Source organism: Streptomyces sp. AK010 (genome assembly GCF_014207295.1).
Taxonomy (GTDB): domain Bacteria; phylum Actinomycetota; class Actinomycetes; order Streptomycetales; family Streptomycetaceae; genus Streptomyces; species Streptomyces massasporeus.
The window spans coordinates 16649-33826 of sequence record NZ_JACHCX010000027.1 but is presented as its reverse complement, the minus strand read 5'-3'; the positions used below and the strand labels follow the sequence as shown (position 1 = coordinate 33826).

Sequence of the window (17178 nt, the reverse complement as noted above, 5' to 3'; positions counted from 1 at the left end):
GTCTGAGTCACACACGAGACCTTCTTGTGAAGGTGCTTACCAGCCGCTTAGATCTTTGCTTCGTGCCTGAAAAGCCGTCCGACGATCAGCCGCCGGCCTCGGAGATCCCCGACGACGTCTGGGAGCAGTTCACCCGCGACACCGAGCGGGACATCCGTTCCTCCGCCCCGAAGGAGCCGTCCGCGCGGGCCCGGATGGTGACCGAGCGGCTGCGTGAGCAGGACGCCCGGGGTGACGTGCCTCCCGGGTGGCGAACGGGCCCCGCGCGGCAGGAGATGAACGGGCGTGCCGCCCGGCGCCGCAAGCTGTGGGCCGTCCTCGGTATGACGGTCACCGCAGCCGTGGCGCTGGTGGCCCTGAAGCCGTCGCTGCTGCCCGGCGACCCCTTCGGCACCGGGGAGCCCGGGGCCGCTGAGGCCTCACCGCTGCCCGACGAGACGGCGGCCCCCACCGCCGCGCCCGGCGCGTCGGACGCCGAAACCCCCACCCTGGACCGGCCCTTCGCCGGCTCCCCGGCCGAGCGCTGGGCCGACGGCGAGGCCGGCATCGTCCTGCCGGAGGCGAAGGCCGTCGGCGCGCTCTCCGCGGACCGGGTGGAACAGGCGCTGAAACTGACGAAGAAGCTGCTGGTCGGGGCGAACCTCGACCCGAAGGCCGTACGCGGGGCCCGCCCCGAGGCCGCGCTCTCCGTGCTCGACCCCAAGCAGCCCGAGCTCCTCGACGACCTCGGCACCGGGCTGCGCTCCCCGAGCAGGAAGCACGACCCGGTGACGCTGTTCAGCCGCTTCGACCCCGACGAGGTGCGACCGGCCGGCGACGTGATCAAGACCCGAGGGCGCATGACGTTCGAGAAGGGCACACAAGGAGGCGTGGCGGTGCGCGCCGACTACACCTTCGTCTACCCCGTCGTCCGGGCGGACGGCCCCACCGAGGTCACCCGCACCATCGTGCGCCGCGTCCTCGACGTCGAAGTCGCCGACCCCGCCCGCTACCAGGTCACCCCCGGCCGCCTGCTCCTGATGAACTACGACCAGGAGATAGGCAACTCCTCCTGCTTCGCCTACGACGGCTACCTCCACCCGGAGTTCCCGTCGAGCAGGTCCGCGGACCCCGACCCGAGCGGCCCGGCGACGGACCCGTACGACCGGAGCAAGCCCATCGAGCACGGCGACGGCGGCGACTGCGGCACGGTGAGCCGCACCTGAGCAGCGTGGCGCCCGGCGTCTGGGCAGAGCGAAGGGCCCTGCGGGGTGGAGCCGCAGGGCCCTTCTTCTCGTCAGCACCGACGTCAGGGCAGCGCCGGTGCGTGGAAGCGGCGCCGGGGGGTAGCGCCGCTGGTCCGTACCTTTGGCAATGTGGGCAATGCGGGTGTCCGCGGGGGGACTTGGGCTGTGTACGCATCGTGCTGGATGAACGCGGCGCCCGCAACCGTTTGACCCAGACTTGTGCATTTATGCAAGGTCCGCCGGCCGGCCCCGGGCGTCCCCGGAGCCGACCGTTCTCTTGGGTGACCGGGCTGCTGTCCCCTGCCGTCCGGTCACTTCCCTGGAGCGAGGTCCCACGACGCACGGCACGATCCGTGCGTCTCATCGCCCCAGTGAGCCACGCGTGGTTCTCTCGGGCCCGCGCCTGGCTGGCACGGACACCGGGACCAACGAAAGGGTCCGGGGGCGGTCACGCGCCGTACGGGTGAGAGGGATGCGCACGTCTGTCCCGGGAACACGCTTCACCGGTCCGTCGGCCCTGCCGGGCTCGACCGGGCCGCTTCAGATCTTGCCGCGGCACAGCTCCAGCAGGGTCATCGCGAGCGCGGTGCCCGGCTTGCCCAGTGCCTCCCTGTAGTGGCCGAGGACGTCCATCTCGCGGGAGAGGTTCACGCGCCGGCCGCCGGAGGCGATCCGCGCCTCCTGGATGACGGCGGACACGGCCACCCGTTCCTGGATCAGGCCGATGATCCTGTCGTCGAGCGCGTCGATCCGCTCGCGCGCTCCGCTGATCACGCCGGCGGCCTCGGGGGTACGGGCGCCGGTCACGTCGATGGTGGTCACAGGGGGCTCCTCGTGATGTGAGGCTGCCCCGGGGCGGCCGGGCCCGGACGACGACAGGCGCCCCGGGCCTTGTCGGCCCGGGGCGCCTGGGAAGTCGCTTGTCAGTTGCTCAAGCAGCACGACCATGGCGTCCGGCGGGCCGGATGCCATAGGTAAAGACCAACGTCTGCTGCGTGAACACGGGGGCAAGTATGCACCGCCTCCGGGGGCCGTCCAAGCCGGTTCGCATCCTGAGACGGGGTGGTCGCCCGGTGCACGGAAGGAGCCCGGCGGCCCCCCGGTAGAATCGGGTGGCACAAGACCCCCGCCCCACCGCCGGAAGGCACCCCGTGTCATCAGCGACTCCCGCTGCCACCGCCGCCGACACCGTCCTGGTCGTCGACTTCGGCGCGCAGTACGCCCAGCTCATCGCCCGTCGTGTCCGCGAGGCGCGGGTCTACAGCGAGATCGTGCCGAGCACCATGCCGGTTCAGGAGATGCTCGCCAAGAACCCCGCGGCGATCATCCTCTCCGGCGGCCCCTCGTCGGTCTACGCGGAGGGCGCGCCCAGCCTGGACCGCGAGATCTTCGAGGCCGGCGTCCCCGTCTTCGGCATGTGCTACGGCTTCCAGCTGATGGCGAGCGCCCTCGGCGGCACCGTCGACAACACCGGCGCCCGCGAGTACGGCCGCACCGACCTGCACGTCTCCAAGGTGTCCTCCACCCTCTTCGAGGGCACCCCCGCCGAGCAGCCCGTCTGGATGTCGCACGGCGACGCCTGCTCCGCCGCCCCCGAGGGCTTCTCCGTCACCGCCTCCACGGACGTCGTGCCGGTCGCCGCCTTCGAGAACGACGAGAAGAGGCTCTACGGCGTCCAGTACCACCCCGAGGTGATGCACTCCACGCACGGACAGCAGGTGCTGGAGCACTTCCTGTACCGCGGCGCCGGGCTCACGCCGAACTGGACGACCGGCAACGTCATCGAGGAGCAGGTCGCCGCCATCCGCGAGCAGGTCGGCGACCGGCGCGCCATCTGCGGCCTGTCCGGCGGCGTGGACTCCGCGGTCGCCGCGGCCCTGGTCCAGAAGGCCATCGGCTCCCAGCTGACCTGCGTGTACGTCGACCACGGCCTGATGCGCAAGGGCGAGACCGAGCAGGTCGAGAAGGACTTCGTGGCCGCGACCGGCGTCCAGCTGAAGGTCGTGGACGCCGAAGAGCGGTTCCTCAAGGCGCTGGCCGGGGTCTCCGACCCCGAGGAGAAGCGGAAGATCATCGGCCGCGAGTTCATCCGGGTCTTCGAGCAGGCCCAGGCCGAGATCATCGCGGACGAGGGCCCGGCCGTGGAGTTCCTGGTCCAGGGCACGCTCTACCCGGACGTCGTCGAGTCCGGCGGCGGCACCGGTACGGCCAACATCAAGTCCCACCACAACGTGGGCGGCCTGCCCGAGGACCTCGAGTTCCAGCTGATCGAGCCGCTGCGCAAGCTGTTCAAGGACGAGGTCCGCATGGTCGGGCAGGAGCTCGGCCTGCCGGAGGAGATCGTCCAGCGCCAGCCGTTCCCCGGCCCCGGCCTCGGCATCCGGATCGTCGGAGAGGTCACCAAGGAGCGCCTGGACCTGCTGCGCGAGGCCGACGCCATCGCCCGCGAGGAGCTGACCGCGGCCGGCCTCGACCGCGACATCTGGCAGTGCCCGGTGGTCCTGCTCGCCGACGTCCGCAGCGTCGGCGTCCAGGGCGACGGCCGCACCTACGGCCACCCCATCGTCCTGCGCCCCGTCTCGTCCGAGGACGCCATGACGGCCGACTGGTCGCGCCTGCCGTACGAGGTCCTCGCCCGGATCTCCACGCGGATCACCAACGAGGTGAAGGACGTCAACCGCGTCGTCCTCGACGTGACCTCGAAGCCGCCGGGCACCATCGAGTGGGAGTGATCCCCCAGCTGACTCCTAAGGGGTCCTTTCACTATGCCCGTCCGGGTCGCGCGGCCTGGCACCGCACCTCGCCGCGTTGCCGAAAAGCCCTAGTAGCTCCGCTACGAGGGCTTCCCGGCGCCTTGCGACGCACGGCACCAGACCACGCGCCCTGATCGGACGCTCATAGTGAAAGGACCCCTAAGTGCGCTTGATCGTGCGCAGCGGAGTGCCGGGCGTCCAGATCTGGACGACGAGATACGTCTCGTCCTCGACGTAGGTCCTCACGACCTCCGTCAGCTCGGTGCGGAAGAGGTGGAACGGCTCCGGCGGTTCCACCTCTTCGACGTATCCGGCCTTGGTCTCCACGTCGTCGACCTCGACCGCCCGGCCGCTGATCCGGACGTCGCCGCCGCCCATGCCCGTGCCCTCCCCGGGGTTCGCCTGGAGCGCGAAGCGCGGGTCGCGGCGCAGGTCGAGGGCCTTGAGCGAGTCCGGCATCATGCCGAGCCACAGTTCGCCGTTCAGGAACCGCACCTCCAGGCCGCTGGTGCGGGGCGAACCGTCCTTGCGGAGGGTAGCGAGGATGTGGTGGGTGTAGGTGCCGAAACGCTTCTCGACGGTGCCGGCCAGATCCGGTTCGGCGGTGACGAAAGCCGCCCAGTTCGCTGTCATGACACGAGTGTCGCGCCGAAACCCGACATCTTCTGTCGGCTATTCGTGGGGTCGGGGAGCCAGGGGGCACACGAGTGGGCACAGGGTGCTCCAAGGGGCGCTCGTGTCATCTTCACGATTCGCTTCTGTTCTTCCCGGCCTCACGGACGGTAATTTCCGCCCGTACGAAGAACCAGTGCTGGAGGACCTATGAGCGGGCCCACCCCGCCCCTGCCGCTGCCCACCGACCGGTTGCGGTTCGCCATGCCGCCGATGCACGAGTCGGTCGAGGACGAGCGCCGGCACCGCAAGGAACGGCTCGCGGGCGCCCTGCGGATCTTCGGCCGGCTCGGCTTCGAGGACGGCGTCTCCGGGCACATCACCGCCCGCGACCCGGAATTCACCGACTGCTTCTGGGTCAACCCCTTCGGGATGCCCTTCCGGCACGTCACCGTGAGCGACCTCGTGCTCGCCAACCAGGACGGCCAGGTCGTCGAGGGCGGCTACCACGTCAACCAGGCGGCCTTCACCGTGCACGCCCAGGTGCACGCCGCCCGGCCCGACGTGGTCGCCGTCGCCCACTGCCACTCGGTGCACGGCCGGGCGCTCGCGGCCCTCGGCGAACTGCTGGAGCCGATCACCCAGGAGAGCTGCGCCTTCTACGAGGACCACGCCCTCTACGACACGTACACGGGCGTCTCCGTCGACGCGGAGGAGGGGCGGCGCATCGCGGCCGTCCTCGGCTCCCGCAAGGCGCTCGTGCTGCGCAACCACGGGCTGCTGACCGTCGGCGACTCGGTGGACGCGGCGGCCTGGTGGTTCGTGTCGATGGAGCGCTCCTGCCAGGTGCAGCTGACGGCGCAGGCGGCCGGGCGGCCGGTCCGGATCGATCACCGGATGGCCGTGGCGACACGGGAACAGCTGGGCGGCGACCTCGTGGCGTGGATCAACTACCAGCCGATGTGGGAGGACGTCAGCCGCAGTGAGCCGGGCCTGCTGAGCTGACGCGGGTGAGCTGACGCGGGGTCCGCCGAGCTGACGCCGGGTCCGCCGAGCCGGCTCAGAAGCCGCGCAGGACCACCGCCTTCGTCCTCGCGAACTCCTCGTCCGTGAGCACCCCCTCGTGATGGAGCCGGCCCAGCTCGCGCAGCCGGCGCAGGAGCACGTCCTGGTGGTCGGAGGCCGGGGGCGGCACGGGGGCGCGGGAGGGGAACTCGCCGTTCCCAAAGGCGGCGCGCGTGGACGGGTGCGGCAGCCGGGCGGTGACCGCCGTGGCGACGAGCGCGGTGAGCAGATCCCGGCGGGCGCTGCCCCACAGGTCCAGGGCGTACGGGTCCTTCTCCGGCGGCAGCTTCGAGAACTCCGTCTCGCGGGTCACGAAGCGCAGCGAACCGTCCTCGTGACCGCTGTGCGGCAACCACTCGACCTGCACGAGGTCGCCCATGCCGATGATCCGCGGGCCGGTGGCGCGCTTCACCCGCTCGGAGGTGTCGGCCCAGTCGATCCGCACCCGGGTGCCGTCGAAGGAGACCGTTCCGTCCGAGGTGCGCACCGAGACCGGAACCGGCGGACCGGGCAGCAGATAGGCCTTCGCGGGCTCCCTCGGGATCCGGTCGAGCAGCAGCGCGCGGCGGATCTCCTCGGCGATGTACTCGGCGGCCCCCGTCCGGTCGGCGTCCACCGTCAGCCGGTAGGGGTCGGCCGCCTCGGGCAGCCGCCCGCAGGTCGCCTGGAGCAGGGGGTCGGCGCCCTCCCGCAGCCGCAATCGCAGCCGCCCACCCCTGCGTTCAGGCTCCAGCACGATGCCGGAGACCGCCGCGATCGGCACGGCGATCTCTCCGTACGTCTGCCGGAACAGCGGCACGGAGCGGTGCAGACCGGGCGTGATCCGGACCGTGTCGCCGTCGAAGGCCCAGGTCCCGTCCCGCTGGATGATCTCGGCCATAGGGAAATTCTCCCAGTCGGGTCAACACGGCACGCCGAACTTCACCCGTGTTGACCACAGGGGGCGGACGCGAACCGGGTGGTGTAGGGCACAATTCGCTGTCGTCGCAGGGGAGTTGTGCAGCGGTGTTTCCGGGGTCCGGAAGACCGGCGGTGGTTGGGTCGCGGGAAGGCGGGCGTCGGGCGTGGCGGTGCGGGAGGCGGGACAGGGCGGCGCGGACGCGGGCGGGTACGCGGGCGCGCGTGCGGGGGCCTATGCCGAGGGGTACTCGGGGCGCTACGCCGGTGGTCACACCGGCGGGCACCAGGGCGGTCTCGGTGGCGACCACGCAGGCGGGTGCGCCTGCGGGGACTGCCCGCACGGTGCGCGTGAGGGGCACCGGCGGGCCGTCGCCGCGTTCCTGCGCCGGCGGGACGAGTTCGCGGCCGGGCAGGGGCTGCCGGCCGCGGTGGCCCACTCCGCGTCGGCCTCCCGCCAGTGGATCTCCGAGGAACTGGCGCAGTCCGCCGAGCACGTCGCCGAGCGGGGGCGGGCCGAGGGGCAGGCCTGGCTGTCGGGCCTGTGGCGCCGCACCACGGCGGTGGTCTGGGCCGCCGTGGTGCTGTTGCTGCTCGGCCAGGCCCTCACGGCGGTCGGCGCGGGCTGGACGGCGGCGCGCTCGGCCGGGCTGGCCGCGGCCCTGGTGATGGCCCTGTCGCTGACCGCCGCCTCCTCGTTCCACCGGGCGAAGGGCGGGGTGCTGGCGCCGGTGATCGGCGAGGACAACCGGCTGTCCACGTCCCGTACGGTCGCCGCGGCATGGGTGCTCTTCGTGGCCTACTCGGTGCTCGTCCTCGCGGGACGGCTGGCCGCCGCCTCCCGGCAGCGGGAGCGGGACGCGCTGATCTCCGGGCTGGATCTCGCTCGGGGCGCCGGGATCGTGACCGTGCTCGCCGTGCTGTGCGGGATCGCCGTGCTCGTGCGGCGGGTGGTCGGGCTGCGGGTGCTGGGGCAACGGCTGCAGAAGGTGCGCGCCGACCGGCCCCGGGCCGCCGACCTGCTGACCGACGACGCGGGGCGGGGCACCTTCGCCGACATCCAGTACGTCGTGATCAGCGGTGTCGCCCTGGTCTTCGCGGCGGTACGGCTGGCCCGGCGGCCGGAGCAGCTGCCGGACCTGCCGTGGGGGCTGGCGGTGGTGGTGCTGGTGTCGGCGGCGACGTATCTGGCCGGCAAGTACGCGGAGGGCGGCCGGCCGGTCATCCTCTCCGTGGTCCGGGCCCGCGAGGCGGGCGACCTGGACGGGCCGATCCGCACCGGGGACGACATCGAGATCCGGGGTGCCGGATTCGTGCCGCCGGGAGCGCAGGGCGCCGACCGGCTGGCCCGGATGGTCGTGCGCGTGGGCACGGTGCACGTCCACGTGCCGTTGGTCCCGGTCTCCGGCGGGTTCCGCAACCCCACGGACGCCCTGCTGACGGTGCCGGTACCGGCGGATGTGGAGCCGGGGAGGGTGGAGGTCCAGGTCGTCACGGCGGCGGGAGTGGAGACGAACCGCTACGCGGTCGACGTGACGGAGTGAGTGACGGCGCCTCCGCAACGCCCTGACGCCCCCGATCCCACCGGCGGGACCACAAAAGCAGCTCGCGGAGGATTGAGCGCGGTCCGTTCGTCGTACGTATGGTCTGTCGAGGGGGTCCCGGCACCGGCGAGAGGCGGCTAGCGGCGATGACTCACAGTATGCGAACGGACACGCACTCCCCCCATTTCGGAGAGGGAGGAGGCCGGCGGGACAACGCCGCCCGCTACGCCCTGCTGCCGCTGCGCATCTTCCTCGGCGTCACTTTCATCTACGCCGGCCTGGACAAGCTCACCGACAGCGCCTTCATGAAGGACTCCGGGGCGGGCTCGATCGGCGACATGATGCGTGCCGTGCGTGACTCCTCCGCCATCCCCGCCCTGGTGGACCTCTCCCTCAAGAGCCCGGTCGGCTTCGGCTACGCCATCGCCTTCGGGGAACTGGCCGTCGGTATCGGGACCCTGCTCGGCCTGCTCGCCCGGCTGGCCGCCCTCGGCGGAGCGCTGATCTCCCTCAGCCTGTGGCTCACCGTGAGCTGGGCCTCCGACCCGTACTACTACGGCAACGACCTCGCCTACCTCATGGCCTGGACCCCGCTCGTCCTGGCGGGCGCGCCCCTGCTGTCCCTCGACGCCGCGCTACGGTCGCGGCGACGGCAGAGGAGCGGCGGGTACCGGTAGCGGGCCGCTCACCGTCAGGCCTGTTCCGGGCCCGTACGACCTCCCTGGCGGCGCCGGCGTGCGCGGCCCGTCAGGAACGCCACCGTGCCCGCGAGGCACAGCCCGCCGGTGACGAGGGGGATCGCCACGAACCACGGGGTCTCCCAGGCGCCACCCGCGTCACCGGCGTAGAGCACGCCCGTCACGATGAGGACGCTGCCCGCGAGCAGCTTTCCGGGCTGGACTTCATGACGAAGCACGGGTCACCTCCGCCTGTCCCATGCCGACCTGGAGGTCCAGGTCGATGGTGCCGGACTTCTCGACGCCCTCCGCGGGGGAGAGGGTGATCTCCTTGTGCCGTCCAGGCTGCACGTCCACGTCCTTCGGGTCGTCGCCCGGCAGTTGGAGGTCGCCGATGCCCACCTCGACGTCCAGCCGCACCGTCACGTCCTGGGGCACGAGCACTCTGAGCTTGCCCATGCCGACCTCCGCCCCTGTCGTCACCGTCTGCTTCCCGGACACGTCCAGCCTGCTCAGGTCCAGTGTGCCGACACCGGTTCCCAGGTCGTATCGCGGCCGTACGTCCGCCACCGTGGCGGGCTGCCAGGTGGTGCGCGCCCAGTGGGTGTCGATGTCCTTGGGCAGGGCCGCCGCGCCGGCGAGCAGGCCGGCTGTGAGGATCGCCAGGAAGATCGAACCGGCGCCGGTCCGGCCCAGGAAGGCGCTGACGGCTATGCCCAGGCCCAGGACGGCGAGCGCGCAGGCCAGTCCCGTCTGCAGGCTGGTGCCGAGCGGATGCCCGTCCCAGGTGCGGCTCGTGCCCAGGGCTCCCGCGAGCAGGGCCAGCAGGAAGACCCAGCCGCCGATCCACCGCGGGCCGCTCGGCCGGGGCGGCTGGGGCGGCTGGGGGCGCCGGGCCGGTATGTCCGCGCGGGCGCCGGGCCGGATGCCGAGGCTGATGTTGACGGCCGCGGCGACATCGAGGTCCTGGGTGCCGCGAGGGCCCCACAGATAGCCCGTGCCGCCGATGTGGGTGCCGTCCTTGACGATCGGGTCGCGCCACCAGGAGGGCGTGGTCAGGAGCACCGGCGGCGCCTGGGGCTCCGGCGGGGCGTCGGCCGCGGCCTGCGCGGCCAGGGGGTCGGGGCTGGGGGCGCCGCGCTGACGCGACCAGTAACCGGCGCCCGCGAGGAGGAGGGAGAGGACGACGGCGAAGGTCAGCACCCCGCCGTTGTTCAGCATGGTCAGGAACACCCCGCAGCCGACCAGCGCGAACAGCACGGCCGCCAGGGCCTGGCCGTCGACCCGGCCGGTGAGCAGCTTGCGGACCTCGTTCTCCTCCTCGTCGTCGGACGGGACGAAGAGCCAGGCGAAGCCGTAGAAGATGAGGCCGATGCCGCCGGTGGCGGAGAGCACGGCGAGGGTGATGCGGAAGATCACCGGGTCCATGTCGCACTGCCGCCCGAGCCCGGCACAGACGCCGGCCAGGGTCTTGTGGCGGCGGTCGCGGCGGAAGGCGTGGGGCGGGCCGGCCGGGGCGGCGTCCTCGGCGGGGCCGGCCGTACCGGGTGCTCCTCCCTGTTCTCCCGCGCCCGCCCGCCCGGGTGCGGAGCCCGCGGCGGGCGCGGCATCCTGCGGCCCGGCGCCCTGAGCGGGGCGTGGGCCGGAGCCGGGTCCCGGACCCGTCGCGGCGTGCTCGTGATCGGTCATGGGTCCATGGTGACGGGCGCGGCGCCCGGGCGGGAGTCGGAACGACCCTGGCCGGACCCTGATATCGGCCCTGAGAGACCGCTCGGGAAGCGTTCGAGAGGCGGTCCGCGGAGATCAGGGGAGCTCTAGGGGTCGACCCTGATGCTCCGGCCTTCCGCACGTGTGACCATCAATGGCATGTCGGAAGCCGCAGCAGCGCCACTCGCCGAACCGCGGCCGCCGCGCAAGCTCTACCGCAGCAGTGACGGACGCTGGCTCGGGGGCGTGGCGCGGGGCCTCGCCGGGCATCTCGGGCTGCCCGTGATCTGGGTGCGACTGGTCTTCGTCGGCCTGTTCATGGCCGACGGCCTCGGCGCGCTGCTGTACGCCGCGTTCTGGTTCTTCGTCCCGCTCGGCGTCGGCGGTGTCGAGGCGCAGAAGCCGCCGTCGCCCCTGACCGCGGAGACCTCGTCCGACGGCCGCCGCAGGCTCGTCGCGCGCAGACCCGACAAGGGCCAGATCGTGGCGCTGCTCCTCATGGTCGTGGTGGCCATGGTCTTCGTGGGCAACGTGAACCTCAGCGGCGGAGCCAGGGCGTACCTCTGGCCGATGGTGTTCGTCGGCGCGGGTGTCGCCCTGGTCTGGCGGCAGGCGGACAACGCCCGCCGGGCCCGCTGGGCCGAGGTCGGCCGCCGCCGGCGCACGGTCACGCTGCTGCGCTCGGTGGGCGGCGTGCTGCTGGTGACGGCCGGCGTCTCCGGCATCTTCGTCCTGCAAGGGTCCGCGGCCCACCTCGGATCGGTCCTCCAGGCGGCCCTCGCGGTCCTGGTCGGGATAACGCTGCTCGCGGGGCCGTATCTGGTGCGCATGACGCAGGACCTCTCCGAGGAGCGCCTGATGCGCATCCGTGCCCAGGAGCGCGCGGAGGTCGCCGCCCATGTGCACGACTCGGTGCTGCACACCCTCACCCTGATACAGCGCAACGCGGAGAACGCGAACGAGGTCCGCCGCCTGGCCCGCGCCCAGGAGCGCGACCTGCGCACCTGGCTCTACAAGCCCGAGGGCACCGGCAAGGACGAGGCCGACGAGCCCACCGCCCTCGCCGACGCCGTCCGGCGCAACGCGGCCGAGGTGGAGGACAAGCACGGCGTGCCCATCGAGGTCGTGGTCGTGGGCGACTGCCCGCTCGACGAGAGGATCTCCGCGCAGATGCAGGCCGCGCGGGAAGCAATGGTGAACGCCGCCAAGTACGGTGGCGAGGGCGGCGCCGTACAGGTCTTCGCCGAGGTCGAGGGGAAGACGGTCTTCGTGTCCGTCCGGGACCGCGGCCCCGGCTTCGACCTCGGCTCGATACCCGCCGACCGGATGGGTGTCAGAGAATCGATCATCGGCCGCATGGAGCGCAACGGCGGCACGGCCCGGCTGCGCGCGGTGCCGGACGGCGGCACGGAGGTCGAACTGGAGATGGAGAGGGCGGAGAAGACGTCATGAGCGACCCGACCGAGGCGAACGGTACGGCGGGATCGGCGGAGGCGGCGGGACCCGCGGAGTCGGGCGGCGGCCCCGGGCGTCACGTGCGCGTGGTCCTCGTGGACGACCACCGCATGTTTCGCACGGGGGTCCAGGCCGAGATCGGACAGACCGAGCAGACCGGAGTCAAGGTCGTCGGCGAGGCCGCGGACGTCGACCAGGCCGTCACGGTCATCACCGAGACCCGGCCCGAGGTGGTCCTGCTCGACGTGCACCTGCCGGGCGGGGGCGGCGTGGAAGTGCTGCGCCGCTGCGCCCCGTTGATGGGCGACACCGAGCAGCCGGTCCGCTTCCTCGCGCTGTCCGTGTCGGACGCGGCGGAGGACGTGATCGGCGTGATCCGCGGCGGGGCCCGCGGGTACGTCACCAAGACGATCACCGGTACGGACCTCGTGAACTCCGTCTTCCGTGTCCAGGAGGGCGACGCGGTCTTCTCGCCGAGGCTGGCCGGCTTCGTCCTGGACGCCTTCGCCTCCACGGACGCGCCGCCGGTCGACGAGGACCTGGACCGCCTGACCCAGCGCGAGCGCGAGGTGCTGCGGCTGATCGCGCGGGGCTACGCGTACAAGGAGATCGCCAAGCAGCTGTACATTTCGGTGAAGACGGTCGAGTCGCACGTCTCGGCGGTGCTGCGCAAGCTCCAGCTCTCCAACCGGCACGAGCTGACGCGCTGGGCGACGGCTCGCCGGCTGGTGTGACGCGGGGCGGGTGGGCCCACGCGCTCCAGCTCTCCAACCGGCACGAGCTGACGCGCTGGGCGACGGCTCGCCGGCTGGTGTGACGCGGGGCGGGTGGGCCCACGCGCTCCAGCTCTCCAACCGGCACGAGCTGACGCGCTGGGCGACGGCTCGCCGGCTGGTGTGACGCGGGGCGGGTGGGCCCACGCCCGGCCCGCCCGCTCACACCACCCGGACCGCCCCCCGCTCACACCACCCGGACCGCCCCCCGCTCACACCACCCGGACCGCCCCCGCGAACGGCATCTCGTCCAGCGGGGCGACCCGCACCGGCGCGGAGGGGTTCGGCGCGTGGATCATCCGGCCGTTGCCGACGTAGATGCCGACATGGCTGATGCCGGCGTAGAAGAACACCAGGTCGCCGGGGAGGAGTTCGGAACGGGAGACGCGGCGGCCGGCGGCGATCTGGGAGTACGTCGTGCGGGGCAGGGAGACGCCCACGGCGCGGTACGCGGCCTGGGCGAGGCCCGAGCAGTCGAAGGCGTTCGGGCCGGTGGCGCCCCAGACGTAGGGGCTGCCGAGCTTCTGGTAGGCGTAGGAGACGGCCGCGGCGGCGCGGGAGTTGGGCGCCTGGGCCGAGGCGGAGCCGGGGGCCGCGAGGGTGTCCCGCGCGCCCGTCGAGCGCGAGGCGCGGTCGGACGATGAGCCCAGCCGGGAACGTTCCTGCACGCTGAGCCGGGACAGCAGCCGCCGTGCCGAGCCGAGTTTGCCGGTGATCGTCTTCTTGTGCCGCTTCAGCTCCGTCTGCCGCGACTTCAGCGAGGTCAGCTCGATGCGGGCGGCCCCGCGCAGCTGCTCGATCTCCCGTAGCTGCTTGCGTACGCCCGCGACGGCGGCGTTCTGCCGGTTGCCGGTCCGCTCCACGAACTCGGCGTTCTCTAGGTACCGGTCAGGATCGTCGGACAGGGCGAGCTGCACCGCGGGGTCGAGGCCCCCGGCGCGGTACTGTGCGGCGGCGACCGAACCGAGGGCGTCGCGGGCGGAGTTGAGCCGCTCCTCCTTACGTGCCGCCTGGTCCTGGAGGTCCTTCAGCCGCTGCCCGGCCGCCTCGGCCTTCTCCTTCGCGCCGTTGTACTTCTCGGTGGCGACCTCCGCCTCCTGGTACAGCTCGTCCACCTCGGCCTTGACCTGGGCGGGGCTGAGCTGTGGTTCGGCGTGTCCGGTGCCGTCGAAGCCCGTCGCCGTCGCCGCGCCCGCGAGGGCGATCGTGGCGGCCGTACGGGCCTTGCTGCCACCCATCGAGCGCTGTCGGGGCTTGCGGTGCGCTGCCACCTGGAGGCCACGTCCTTTCCTCGACCGCCGGGGGTGCGTGCGGCCGCCGTGGGGAGCGGACGGGCGGCCTGCGCGTCCGGCGACGGCCCGCACAGGGGGAGCGGATCGCCGCCGGACTATTCGGCGGTGGTGTCCGACTGCCGCCCCTGGCCCGGGCGGCGGTGGGGAGCCGGGCACCTGGTGGAGGACGCTAAATGTCGCCGTACCGGGCCCGTGGCGGGTGTGCGGAAGTGACGTGAGAGGACCGACGGTGACCGTATGCGACCGTGGGCCCACCGATGCGCCGTCCACTTCACTCAGCGTGATGACCGATACGCCGGATTCCGAGCGAGTGACCGTGATCGGGTGCTATGAGGCGCATTTATGCATCAGTGGGCCGGTGTCGGGTGCCCCCGGAGCCCCTGATTAGGCTCCGGCCTCATGGACGTACTCATCCACCTCTTCGTCGGCCTCCACATCATCGGCATCGCCTCGCTTTTGGGTGGCTTCCTCACCCAGATGAAGGCGATGGGCGAGGGTACCGCCCGCTTCACCCCCGCGATGCTGCACGGCGCCTTCACGATGCTGGTCACCGGGGTGATCCTGGTCGGCCTCAACCAGGCCGACGACCAGTCCGTGAACAACCTGAAGATCGGCGTGAAGCTGGCCCTGCTGATCGTGATCCTCGGCCTGGTCTACGTGAAGCGGGACGACGAGAAGGTGGACAAGGGCCTCTTCGGCCTGGTGGGTCTGCTGACCACGGCGAACATCTTCATCGCCGTGCTCTGGACCTGACCCGGGAGCGCCGGGCGCCGGCCCGGGCGGAGGCGAGAGCCCAGGCGGTGCACCCGAGCCAGGCGGCCACCGCGATCCACAGCAGCACCTCCCCGGCGGCGTCGAGCCAGGCGACGTCGAGCGCGGCGGCGACCGCCAGGGTGGCCGCCGCCGTCACCACCGCGGCGAACACGGTCGCCCAGCGCCGCACGTCGTAGTCGTGCCGGGGCCAGAACAGCTCGGCGACGAGCAGGGCGACGCAGGCGATCAGCGCGAGCACGAGCAGCGTGACGGTCGTCGTGCGCAGGGTGCTGGTGTTCTCCTCGTTCCACAGGTACAGGCGCGAGCTGTCGGCGCTGAGGAGTTTCGCCCCGGCCAGGGAGGAGACGGCGAGGGCGCCGGCCGCGAGCCAGTGGTCCCCGCGCCCCTCCTCCACCTGCCGGGGCTGGAAGCGGAACAGGGCGAAGCAGTAGAGGGCGAGCCCCAGCCAGAACAGCACCAGGGCCGCGTGGGCGAGCCAGGCCGCCGAGTCCGCCGCGGCGAGCGTCGCGCCGAGCACGGCGAGCCCTTCGGTGGCCACGCAGCGCAGGAACACCGTTCCGCGCCGCCCCTGGGCCTCCGCGGTGAGCAGCACCGCCCAGAGCAGCATGGCGAGGGCCAGCAGGGCTTCGGCGAGGGCCTGCAGGCCTGCCGCGGAGAAGCCGGTGCCCAGGACGGCGGTCGCCGCCACGGTGGTGAGCGCGGCCGGCGTCTCCGCCCGCCACGCGCCGTGCCTCCGCTGGGCGAGGCCCGCGGCCGCCACCAGCCAGGCCGCGCAGGCCAGGCCGAGGGCGATGCGGGAGAGGACGTCGTATTCCGCCGAGTCGAGACCGACCGACACGATGCCGGTCGCCAGCGCATACGTCGCCCACCAGGTGGCAAACGGGGAGGGACCGGGCATAGCGCCGATGCTAGAGAGCGCCGCGCGGGTTACGGGAGGGGCACGCGCGTGTGCCCCTCAAAAACGTGGCGGGACTTCTCAGGCCGGGCGCACCACGCTGTGGATCGCGGACTCGCCGTCGTAGTAGATCGACTCCTCGCGCACGTACGTGCCGGGCTTCGGGGCGTGGATCATCATGCCGTTGCCGATGTAGATCCCGACGTGGGTGACGTCGTCGTAGAAGAAGACCAGGTCGCCGGGCCGGGCCTGGGAGAGCGGGACCGTGGTGCCGGCGTTCACCTGGTCGTAGGTCGTGCGCGGCAGGGTGACGCCCGCGGCCTTCCAGGCGGCCTGGGTGAGGCCGGAGCAGTCGTAGGAGCCGGGTCCGACCGCGCCCCACACGTACGGCTTGCCGATCTGGGCCCGGGCGAAGGCGAGCGCCTTGTCGGCCTTGGTGGCGTACGAGGAGTCGGCCGGTGCCGTCGAGGGGGACGAGCCGGAGCCAGACGAGGAGGGCCCGCTGTCCTGCTGCTGAGCCGCCTCCTCCTGCGCCTTCTGCTGCGCGGCCTGCTGCCGGGCCAGCTCGTCGGCCTTGCGGGCGGCCTCCGCCCGCTTCTCCTTCTCGATCGCCGCGAGCCGGGCCTTCTCCTCAACGGTCAGCTTCGACATCAGCTCACGCGCGTCGGCGAGCTTGCGCTGGACGGTGGCCTTGGCCGTCTTCAGGCCGTCCTGCGAGTCGGTGAGCGTCTCTAGGCTCTCGGTGGCCTCCTGGCGCTTCTTCATCGTCTCGGACTGCTGCGTGACGTAGTCGTCGACCGCGACCTTCTGGCGGCCGGTCATCCGGTCCATCAGCTGGGTCTGGTCGAAGTAGTCCTGCGGGGTGTCCGCGAGCAGGAACGTCGCGGTGTCCGGGGCGGCGGCGCCGGTGCGGTACTGGGCGGAGGCGAAGGAACCCAGCTCCTCGCGCGCCTCGTTGAGCTTCTGGGTGCGCTCGGCGACGTCGTCGAGGAGGGTGTCGGCGCGCTTGCGCTGCTTCGCGGTCTTCTCCTTGGCCGCGTTGTACTTGTCGGTCGCCGACTCGGCCTGGCGGTACAGGTCGTCGACCTTCTTCTCGACTTCCTCCAGGCTGGGCTTGTCGTCGGCCGCGGGGGCGGCGTTGGCCGACTGGGACAGCAGGGCCACGGAGGTGAGGGCCGCCGTGGCGAGGGCGGGGGTCCGTATGCCTGCCACGCGCGTACCCGTAGGACGCGACTTGCGGTGCGACGCCAAGGGAGGCGACTCCTTCCACGTTCCGCCTACCGAGTTAGCTGTCGGGTTCGGGCGGGTGGTTCGGAAGGTTTGCCCTACGGCCGTCTCCGTACAGGGAGTCGGGCCGATTCACCCCAGGTTCACGGTTGGGTCCCCGGCTCCGGCTGCCGCTGCGGCGTGCCGGACTCGGCGGAGGCCGCGCGGCCCGGCGACGTTCGCCGGTGGGGGTCATGCGGCCTGGTCGCACGGTAGCCAACTCGTGTGGCCCCTGTGAAGGT

At 72.3% G+C, this 17178-nt stretch carries 16 protein-coding genes and 1 riboswitch; of the genes, 8 read left to right on the top strand and 8 right to left on the bottom strand.

Annotated elements, in window-relative coordinates:
* Positions 1–62 precede the first annotated feature (62 nt).
* Entirely contained in the window at positions 63–1205 is a 1143-nt protein-coding gene (locus HDC93_RS34090; protein WP_185014688.1) for a hypothetical protein, read from the top strand.
* 561 nt (positions 1206–1766) lie between these two features.
* Here HDC93_RS34090 and HDC93_RS34085 read toward each other — a convergent pair.
* A complete protein-coding gene (locus tag HDC93_RS34085; RefSeq protein WP_221517482.1) occupies positions 1767–2174 on the bottom strand; it encodes a chorismate mutase in 408 nt (135 codons plus the stop codon).
* Between the two features lie 203 nt (positions 2175–2377).
* Between HDC93_RS34085 and guaA the strand changes: the two genes are divergently transcribed.
* Positions 2378–3958, top strand: coding sequence for a glutamine-hydrolyzing GMP synthase (gene guaA, locus HDC93_RS34080; RefSeq protein ID WP_185014687.1), 1581 nt, complete (start codon positions 2378–2380; stop codon positions 3956–3958).
* A gap of 180 nt (positions 3959–4138) precedes the next feature.
* Here guaA and HDC93_RS34075 read toward each other — a convergent pair whose 3' ends face one another.
* Positions 4139–4612 carry a pyridoxamine 5'-phosphate oxidase family protein gene (locus HDC93_RS34075; protein ID WP_185014686.1) on the bottom strand — a complete coding sequence of 158 codons (474 nt, stop codon included), beginning with the start codon at positions 4610–4612 and terminating at the stop codon, positions 4139–4141.
* 189 nt (positions 4613–4801) lie between these two features.
* Between HDC93_RS34075 and HDC93_RS34070 the strand changes: the two genes are divergently transcribed.
* Entirely contained in the window at positions 4802–5596 is a 795-nt protein-coding gene (locus tag HDC93_RS34070) for a class II aldolase/adducin family protein (RefSeq protein WP_031108514.1), read from the top strand.
* 55 nt (positions 5597–5651) lie between these two features.
* Here the strand turns inward: HDC93_RS34070 and HDC93_RS34065 are convergent, their stop codons facing one another.
* On the bottom strand, positions 5652–6536 hold the full coding sequence (locus tag HDC93_RS34065) for a DUF4429 domain-containing protein (protein WP_185014685.1): 885 nt from the start codon (positions 6534–6536) through the stop codon (positions 5652–5654).
* 184 nt (positions 6537–6720) lie between these two features.
* Between HDC93_RS34065 and HDC93_RS34060 the strand changes: the two genes are divergently transcribed.
* Complete coding sequence (locus HDC93_RS34060) at positions 6721–8097, top strand: hypothetical protein (protein WP_311774702.1); 1377 nt, start codon at positions 6721–6723, stop codon at positions 8095–8097.
* 146 nt (positions 8098–8243) lie between these two features.
* The gene (locus HDC93_RS34055; protein WP_185014684.1) at positions 8244–8774 is read left to right on the top strand and encodes a DoxX family membrane protein; all 531 of its coding nucleotides are present in this window, start codon (positions 8244–8246) and stop codon (positions 8772–8774) included.
* A 14-nt stretch (positions 8775–8788) separates the two neighbouring features.
* Here HDC93_RS34055 and HDC93_RS34050 read toward each other — a convergent pair whose 3' ends face one another.
* Both HDC93_RS34050 and HDC93_RS34045 read right to left on the bottom strand, forming a co-directional pair.
* Positions 8789–9013, bottom strand: a complete 225-nt coding sequence (locus HDC93_RS34050) for a hypothetical protein (protein ID WP_185014683.1) — start codon at positions 9011–9013, stop codon at positions 8789–8791.
* Positions 9000–10463 carry a PspC domain-containing protein gene (locus HDC93_RS34045; protein WP_185014682.1) on the bottom strand — a complete coding sequence of 488 codons (1464 nt, stop codon included), beginning with the start codon at positions 10461–10463 and terminating at the stop codon, positions 9000–9002. Before HDC93_RS34045 ends, HDC93_RS34050 begins: the two co-directional genes overlap by 14 nt.
* 177 nt (positions 10464–10640) lie before the next feature.
* Between HDC93_RS34045 and HDC93_RS34040 the strand changes: the two genes are divergently transcribed.
* Positions 10641–11933, top strand: coding sequence for an ATP-binding protein (locus HDC93_RS34040; RefSeq protein WP_185014681.1), 1293 nt, complete (start codon positions 10641–10643; stop codon positions 11931–11933).
* Positions 11930–12670, top strand: coding sequence for a response regulator transcription factor (locus tag HDC93_RS34035; protein WP_185014680.1), 741 nt, complete (start codon positions 11930–11932; stop codon positions 12668–12670). Before HDC93_RS34040 ends, HDC93_RS34035 begins: the two co-directional genes overlap by 4 nt.
* A gap of 251 nt (positions 12671–12921) precedes the next feature.
* Here HDC93_RS34035 and HDC93_RS34030 read toward each other — a convergent pair whose 3' ends face one another.
* Positions 12922–13980 carry a C40 family peptidase gene (locus tag HDC93_RS34030; RefSeq protein WP_185014679.1) on the bottom strand — a complete coding sequence of 353 codons (1059 nt, stop codon included), beginning with the start codon at positions 13978–13980 and terminating at the stop codon, positions 12922–12924.
* Between the two features lie 420 nt (positions 13981–14400).
* On the opposite strand from HDC93_RS34030, the gene HDC93_RS34025 reads away from it, so the two are divergent.
* Positions 14401–14754 carry a hypothetical protein gene (locus HDC93_RS34025; protein ID WP_185014678.1) on the top strand — a complete coding sequence of 118 codons (354 nt, stop codon included), beginning with the start codon at positions 14401–14403 and terminating at the stop codon, positions 14752–14754.
* On the opposite strand, the gene HDC93_RS34020 is transcribed toward HDC93_RS34025, so the two are convergent.
* Positions 14732–15673 carry a hypothetical protein gene (locus HDC93_RS34020; RefSeq protein ID WP_185014677.1) on the bottom strand — a complete coding sequence of 314 codons (942 nt, stop codon included), beginning with the start codon at positions 15671–15673 and terminating at the stop codon, positions 14732–14734. The two genes, HDC93_RS34025 and HDC93_RS34020, sit on opposite strands and share 23 nt — an antisense overlap.
* A gap of 78 nt (positions 15674–15751) precedes the next feature.
* A complete protein-coding gene (locus HDC93_RS34015; protein WP_185014676.1) occupies positions 15752–16921 on the bottom strand; it encodes a C40 family peptidase in 1170 nt (389 codons plus the stop codon).
* A 7-nt stretch (positions 16922–16928) separates the two neighbouring features.
* Positions 16929–17102, bottom strand: a riboswitch (cyclic di-AMP (ydaO/yuaA leader).
* Positions 17103–17178: the final 76 nt, after the last annotated feature.